8 protein-coding genes are annotated in these 6,160 nt (G+C 61.6%); all 8 read right to left on the bottom strand.

The annotated features are described in order from the left end of the window. Window positions 1-188: 188 nt before the first annotated feature. A complete protein-coding gene (locus Q0216_RS05590; protein WP_298593611.1) occupies window positions 189-365 on the bottom strand; it encodes a hypothetical protein in 177 nt (58 codons plus the stop codon). A 52-nt stretch (window positions 366-417) separates the two neighbouring features. Further along, a complete protein-coding gene (dut, locus tag Q0216_RS05585) occupies window positions 418-1,080 on the bottom strand; it encodes a dUTP diphosphatase (protein WP_298593610.1) in 663 nt (220 codons plus the stop codon). After that, window positions 1,077-1,349: a hypothetical protein gene (locus tag Q0216_RS05580; protein ID WP_298593608.1), complete on the bottom strand. Its 273-nt coding sequence runs from the start codon at window positions 1,347-1,349 to the stop codon at window positions 1,077-1,079. Before Q0216_RS05580 ends, dut begins: the two co-directional genes overlap by 4 nt. 195 nt (window positions 1,350-1,544) lie before the next feature. Then, window positions 1,545-2,114 (bottom strand): hypothetical protein, encoded by a 570-nt coding sequence (locus Q0216_RS05575; RefSeq protein ID WP_298593606.1) that lies wholly within the window; start codon window positions 2,112-2,114, stop codon window positions 1,545-1,547. Between the two features lie 11 nt (window positions 2,115-2,125). Beyond that, window positions 2,126-2,641, bottom strand: coding sequence for a hypothetical protein (locus Q0216_RS05570; RefSeq protein WP_298593605.1), 516 nt, complete (start codon window positions 2,639-2,641; stop codon window positions 2,126-2,128). Then, on the bottom strand, window positions 2,638-3,198 hold the full coding sequence (locus Q0216_RS05565) for a hypothetical protein (RefSeq protein ID WP_298593603.1): 561 nt from the start codon (window positions 3,196-3,198) through the stop codon (window positions 2,638-2,640). The genes Q0216_RS05570 and Q0216_RS05565 overlap by 4 nt, the downstream gene beginning before the upstream one ends. Window positions 3,199-3,288: 90 nt before the next feature. Continuing rightward, window positions 3,289-4,977, bottom strand: a complete 1,689-nt coding sequence (locus Q0216_RS05560) for a DEAD/DEAH box helicase (RefSeq protein WP_298593600.1) — start codon at window positions 4,975-4,977, stop codon at window positions 3,289-3,291. Continuing rightward, window positions 4,967-5,881, bottom strand: a complete 915-nt coding sequence (locus Q0216_RS05555; protein ID WP_298593597.1) for a hypothetical protein — start codon at window positions 5,879-5,881, stop codon at window positions 4,967-4,969. Before Q0216_RS05555 ends, Q0216_RS05560 begins: the two co-directional genes overlap by 11 nt. Window positions 5,882-6,160: the final 279 nt, after the last annotated feature.

Here is a 6,160-nt window from a genome sequence, read left to right as displayed (position 1 = left end):
TTATCCACGCTTTTGGTGCTGGTGCCGCCACCACCGCCGCAGGCGGCCAGGGCAAGGGCGAGGGCGATGGGTGCAAGGGTTGCTTTCATTTTCTGTTCCTTTCTGGCGCTACCGTTGCGCCATGTGTGTATGGTAGGCCAACGGCAGCGGGGCAGCTGTAAGAATTGGTAACTGTGTGCAAGCGGATGCTACAGCCCGAGGTATTCCTTGCCCTTGGGCGTTACCCTGTAGCTGCCGTCACACGAGTAATACAGGTACCCACCCACCTCCAGCAGCGGCAGGTACCCGCGCAGCGGCTTGGGCACATCCTTGTAGTTCACCTCATCCCGGATTTCGTCCTTGCCGAAGTCCACGAAGCAATTCATGGCCTCCATCAACCCGAGGCTGTTCTGGACATCATCATGTTCGAGTTTCATGTTATCTTCCCGTGCTGCCGAACCCGCCGTGGCCACGCGCCGTAGGGTCCAGCTCCTGCAGCTTCACCCATTTCACACGCCGCACGGGCATAATGAGCCCCTGCGCCACGCGGTCCCCCTTCTTCACGCTGTACGGGGTGTCGGTGTCGTTGCGCAGGCCAACCTGGATTTCACCCCGGTAGTCGCTGTCGATGACACCCACGCTGTTAACGAGGCGCACACCGTGTTTGAAAGCCATGCCGCTGCGACTGTACACCAGCAGCACCTGCCCAAGGCGCAGCTGAACATGGATGCCGGTACCGAAAGTGTGGGAACCGTGGGCCGGCACCAGGCCGCTTTCGTTGGTTTCAATGTCAAAGCATGCTGCCCCGTCGCTGGCGTATTGCGGCACCTTGCGCTCTTCGTCGTTGATAACCACGGGGGTGTGAAAGTCCAGGCGCACGTATTCCCAGCCCGCCTTCGTCAACCCCACTCGCAGGTTAGGACCTCTGGTGCAGAACTCCACCAGCCCCCTTTCTTCCGCTATCACCAGGGCCATCTTATACACCGCAGCCAGCTCCAGCGTGTGTAGCTCCACCCAGTACCCTGTCGGGTCCTCTGTTCTGTCTGCCACCTGCAGGATGCGCCGCCACAGCGCAGTCATTGCGTATTGCATCAGATTCATTTGCACCTCCGTTTCAGTTCGTTGACCGTCAGCTCCAGGCTCTGCACCATGAGGCTCATGGCCCGATTGTAATCCCGGAAATCACTGGTGTAGTTCTCCAGCTGCCCCCGCGCCATGGCATCCCACGCCCCCAGCTGCGCCAGCACCTCCAGCGCCTCCGTGCCCTTTGCCAGCCCGCTCCGTGCCAGCTGGTGCCGCGTCAGCCCGCCGTTGTCCACAGCGGGTTCTTTCTTCACATCGTGCCACATCTGCGTCATTGTTTCTTTCATTGTGTGTTACCTCCAATGTGCAGCCATGGTACCGCCCACCCTCATTTCCTGGCTGTAACCATTTGCAACCCGTATGTCAAAAAAAAACCCGCGCAGCCTTGCCCACTGCGCGGGTTAATGGAGGTAAACGACGTGAGAAACGTCAGGTCTTCCCAAAATGCAACCTTGCAACGGTGCAAGTTTACCACACTGCTGTCACTTTCCTTCCGGGTAGGCTGCCCGCCGTGCAATCTGCTCCTTCGTGTACACACGGCCGGATACGCCGAAGAACTTCCGCCACTCCGCGTACTCCAGGCGCGCAGAATTGAGGTTCATGCCCAGGTTGTCAATGTGCGGACGGGCGTCGCCGAACGCGACGGGCGAGCGCTGTTCCTTGCTCAGCTCCGTGTAGAGCTTCCAGAACACATATGCCTTGGTGCCAGGGCGGGGGTGCCGCACACCGTTACGAATCGGCATGGCATCCACGCCGACCGTAATTTTGCGCTCGTAGCGCTTGCGGGGCGTCTCCTCTTGGGCAGCCTCAGCCAGCTCTTCATCCACCTGCCGCATGGCCATCTGCGTGGCAGCAGCCGTTTCCAGGTCCGTCTGTGCCTTGATCGCCTCGGCCACCTGCTGGCTGGCCTGCTGGGCCATTTTGCGCCGCTTCTGCTTCTCTTGCGCCAGCTTCACCTCCTCCTGCACGTGCTGCGGCAGGGGAGCGCTGAAAAAGGACACCGTGGGGTCCGCGGCCAGCGTGTCTTCCGTGAAAGTAATCTCGTTGTTCATCGTTGTTCCTCTTATCTTCTGGGGCGCATCACAGCCGTGGCATAGTGCCGCCACAGGAACTGTTCGCCCTCATTGTTGACGTTGATTCGCACGCCCGTTTCCGGTTCGTACGGGGCCTGCCGCGCGCCATAGCTGTGGCGCACGTACTGGTAGCTGGGCAGCTCGTCTTGCTCGTACCCTTCGTCTGCCTGCAGCTGCACATCGTTCATCATCATTTCCTGGTGCTGCGCCCCCAGCTCCGCCGGGCTGTAATCCGTGTACGGTGCTTTGGCCAGCATCTGCCACAGCACATACCGCAGTGTGGCCATCCGGGGCTTATCCGGCGTCCCGTGCCCCACCAGGTTCACGTACAGCGCCACCAGCTGCCCGTCCGTAAACCGCAGCACCAGCACATCCAGCGGCTGCAGCACGGTACTTGCCACCCCGCTGCAGCACAGCTCCTGCCACTTGATCGCGTCCTGCTGGCTGCAGAGAACGGCCTTGACACGCATGTGCTCCGTGTCCAGCACCAGCCACTTTTCCATCACAGCGCCTCCCCGCCAAGCTGCCAATCGCCGTTCTGCACGCGCTTGTAGCCGCAGAACTTGCGCCAGCGGCACACTTCCTGGCTCACATTGTTGGCGTTCCAGCCGACTTCCTTGCCGTGCGCCGTCACCTTCTGGAAGAACTCTTTAGTCAGATAACTGTGGTCATCCTCATCTTCCAGCAGCTCATTGCAGTAATCCCACACATCCCGGCACACCCCGCGCAGCGGTGCCACCACCCCATTCCGGTACTCGCACAGCGTGCGCTTCGGTTTGTACTCCACGCCCTTGCCCACCGCCTCTTCCGGCGGCACCTCCCGCGTCACCTGCTCCACCAGGCTGGCAAACGGGTTGCCGCTCACCGGCGTCGGCATGTCATTGAAGCTGTCGTTCATGGCATCAAAGCCAGACTCGTCGCTCTCAGCGGGTTTCACTTCCGGCTTCACACCCACATCGTAGCCCAGCTTCTCGCACTCGGCGCGCAGTTCGTCCATCGTCATGTAGCTCACGCCCACGGTTTTGTGTTGGCGAAGGATTTTTCTCATTTCGTCGCGTTTCATTTTGTGTTTACCTCCAAGGTTGCAGGGGCTGCCCCACATGAAACGCATGGTAGTACATCTAATTTCAACCACAAAGCAGAGTTACATCATTTACACCTTGGCACCGCCGGTTACAGGTTTCGCCGTTCCAAACGCGCTGCCGTCCCAGCAGTAGCCCAGGATTTCAGGGTATTTCTTGTTGATCCAAATTCGCAGGTGGGTAGGGCTGCGCAACCCCTCCACCCTCTCCCGCGCCTCTGCCGTACTGCGCGGCACCGGCCCCCCGCTGCCATCCCGCAGCCGCCACCATTCCCGCGCCCTCTTGCCCGCGTACCCCGGGTGCTCCAGGTGCACATACTCATCGAACTTGCTCAACCCGCAATAGTAGGTCGCCTTCAGCATGTCCGGGCTGCCTGCCTTGTGGTGCACCGCGTAGGTAATCAGGTCCACCTTCCGTATTTCCAGCTTCGGCAGCGCCCCCTCAATGATGCTTTCCGTGCTCGCTGTCGTTTTCACCTTAAACTCGAAGTTGAAAAGATGACCACACCTGCGGCCATCCGGCAGCAGGTTCTCACAGACCTTGACGCTCAGGTGGCAATAGTTCCCGCACGCCGGGCACTCCTTCACCGGCGCTCTGCCCCCGCCCTTGGTACCTGGCTTGCGCGGCACGTAGGCATGGTTAATCGCCCCCAGCCGCTCCGTGTTCCGGGCAAAGTCCAGCACCAGGCAATCCCGCTTGCCTTCCGCAATGCGCGTCCCCCGCCCCGTCATCTGCCGCCACAGCACCACACTTTCCGTCAGGCGCAGCACAATGATGCAATCCAGCTCCGGGAAATCAAAGCCGGTGGTCAGGATATTGTTGTTCACCAGGGCGCGCAGCTCGCCGCTCTTGAACCGCCGGACGGCTTCATCCTGTTCCTGCTGGGGCATGTTGCTGTGGAGGTACCCCGCAGGGATGCCCCGCCGGTTAAGCGCCTCCGCCACGTGCTCCGCGTGCTCTACCCCACTCGCAAACACCAGCCAATGCAAACGGTCCGCCGCCAGCACCACCGCCTCATCCAGCGCCGCCGCCGTCACCGTGTCCTTATCCACGGCCAGCTGCAGCTCCTTCTGGTTGTAATCCCCCGCCACTATGTGCACCCCGGTGGCGTCCAGCTCGTACTTCGTGCGCTTGGTAGTGAGTGGGGACAGGAAGCCCTCAGCGATCAGGCGGTTGAAATTGTCCGGAGTCGTGAGGTCGTAGCAGATGTCCGTGAACAGGCTCTTCAGCTCCCCCTTGGCCGTCTTCACGTTGTCCGTAATCGTGCCGTACCCCAGCCGCCAGGGCGTGGCGGTGAGGCCGATAACCACAAGGTGTGGGTTCACCTCTTTCAGATTGTCCAGGAACTTGCGGTACATCGTCGTTTCGGTGTGGCTCACCAGGTGCGCCTCGTCAATCAGCACCACGTCCACGCGGCCGAACCTCTGCCAGCTCTTCGCCACGCTCGCAATGCCCCCGAAAATGATCGGCTCCAGCGTGTCGCGGCGGTTAAGGGCGGCGCTATTGATGCCGTAGGGGGCTTGCGGCCAATGCTGCCGCAGCCGCTCCGCGTTCTGCTCCACAAGCGTCTTGCTGTGCGTCAGCACCAGCATCTTCTGGTTCGCATACATCGCGAACGCCCGACGCACGAACTCCGCTATGATGAGGCTCTTGCCCGTGCCCGTGGGCAGGCACACCACGGGGTTCCCTTTCTTGTGCCGGAAGTACTCGAAGATGCTGTCGACGCACTCTTGCTGATACCAGTAGAGGTTATACCCCACGGCTGAAGGCCTCCCCGATGCGGTAGTGCTCACACGCCGCGTGCTGCGCCGCCACGTCCAACCTGTGGCCGTCTCTCGCGCACTCAAACACCCCGCCTGCCGCTACCCTGCCATGCTGGCACGTCCGGCAATTGCGGTCCACCTCGCTGGTATCTCCCATGTGGCACAGCTTGCGGTAATCGCAGTATCGGCACTCCCAGTACCCCGCGTTATCGCTTACCCCCTGCGGCGGCTTGGAGAGCCAGATGATGTTCTTGGCCCGCTCCAGGTACATATCCGCGCACTCCGGGTCCAGCTCTACCAGCTCCGCATGTATCTCGTCCGTGTCTTTGCACACGGCCATGTACAGCGCCACCGCCAGGCCCATCTTGCGCATGTAAATGTTCATCTGCACATAGTGCTCAGGCTTCGCGCTGCGCACCCCCTGCGCTTTCAGCGTGTCAAAGCTCTTACGATTGTGCGTCTTGAACTCCAGCAGCACGTACTGGTCCGGCCCGAGGTCCGGGATCCCCCGCGCAATGCCATCCCCGCTGCCGCCGAAATGCCCATCCACGTCGTTGATGCGAAATTGCTTGCCGGTGGCGTCCTGCTGGAACACCTCCACGCCAATGGCCAGCAGGCAGGCAATAAAGCGGGCCTCTTCCAGGTGCCCACGGTTAAACAGCCGCAGCAGGCGGCCGTCGAACTTCAGGAGCTTGGCCCAGCGGAAGCTGTACCAGATGTCTCGTGGGCAGCTGCCACCAATGACGGACGCGCCCAGGTGCGCCCGGTGCCCCGCCTCATCCTGCCGGTACGCATCCCCCATGTGCGGCAGCACGCGCTGCAGCCAGTAGCGGAAGGCATTGCCTTGGTCCGCCTTCATCTGGTCTTCGATGGCCTTCATTGTCTGGACTGCGAGCCGCATGCCGGGGTTCCTTGTTCGTATTCAAAAACGGCCCGCGTACCTGCGGGCCGTGGGAGGTAGATAACCACACTGGTGGGGGCCAGTGTGGTCATTCTTGCCGTCTTACGGCTGCAGCCAGGGCGGCAGCTGCTGCTGGGCCAGCTCCGCGTTAGCCTCTTCCACCGGGTCCACCGGCTCCGCAGGCGGCTCTTCCGCTTTCTTGCGGCCATCCTTGGCAGGGCGCTCCTGCACCGGCGCTGCCGCAGTAGCGGCCGCCGCCGCTTGCACCGCTGCCGGCGG

The sequence above is a fragment of the uncultured Rothia sp. genome, from assembly GCF_937976295.1.
Lineage (GTDB): Bacteria > Actinomycetota > Actinomycetes > Actinomycetales > Micrococcaceae > Rothia.
The sequence above is the reverse complement of the archived record's forward strand: the minus strand, read 5'-3'. Positions and strand labels throughout refer to the sequence as shown.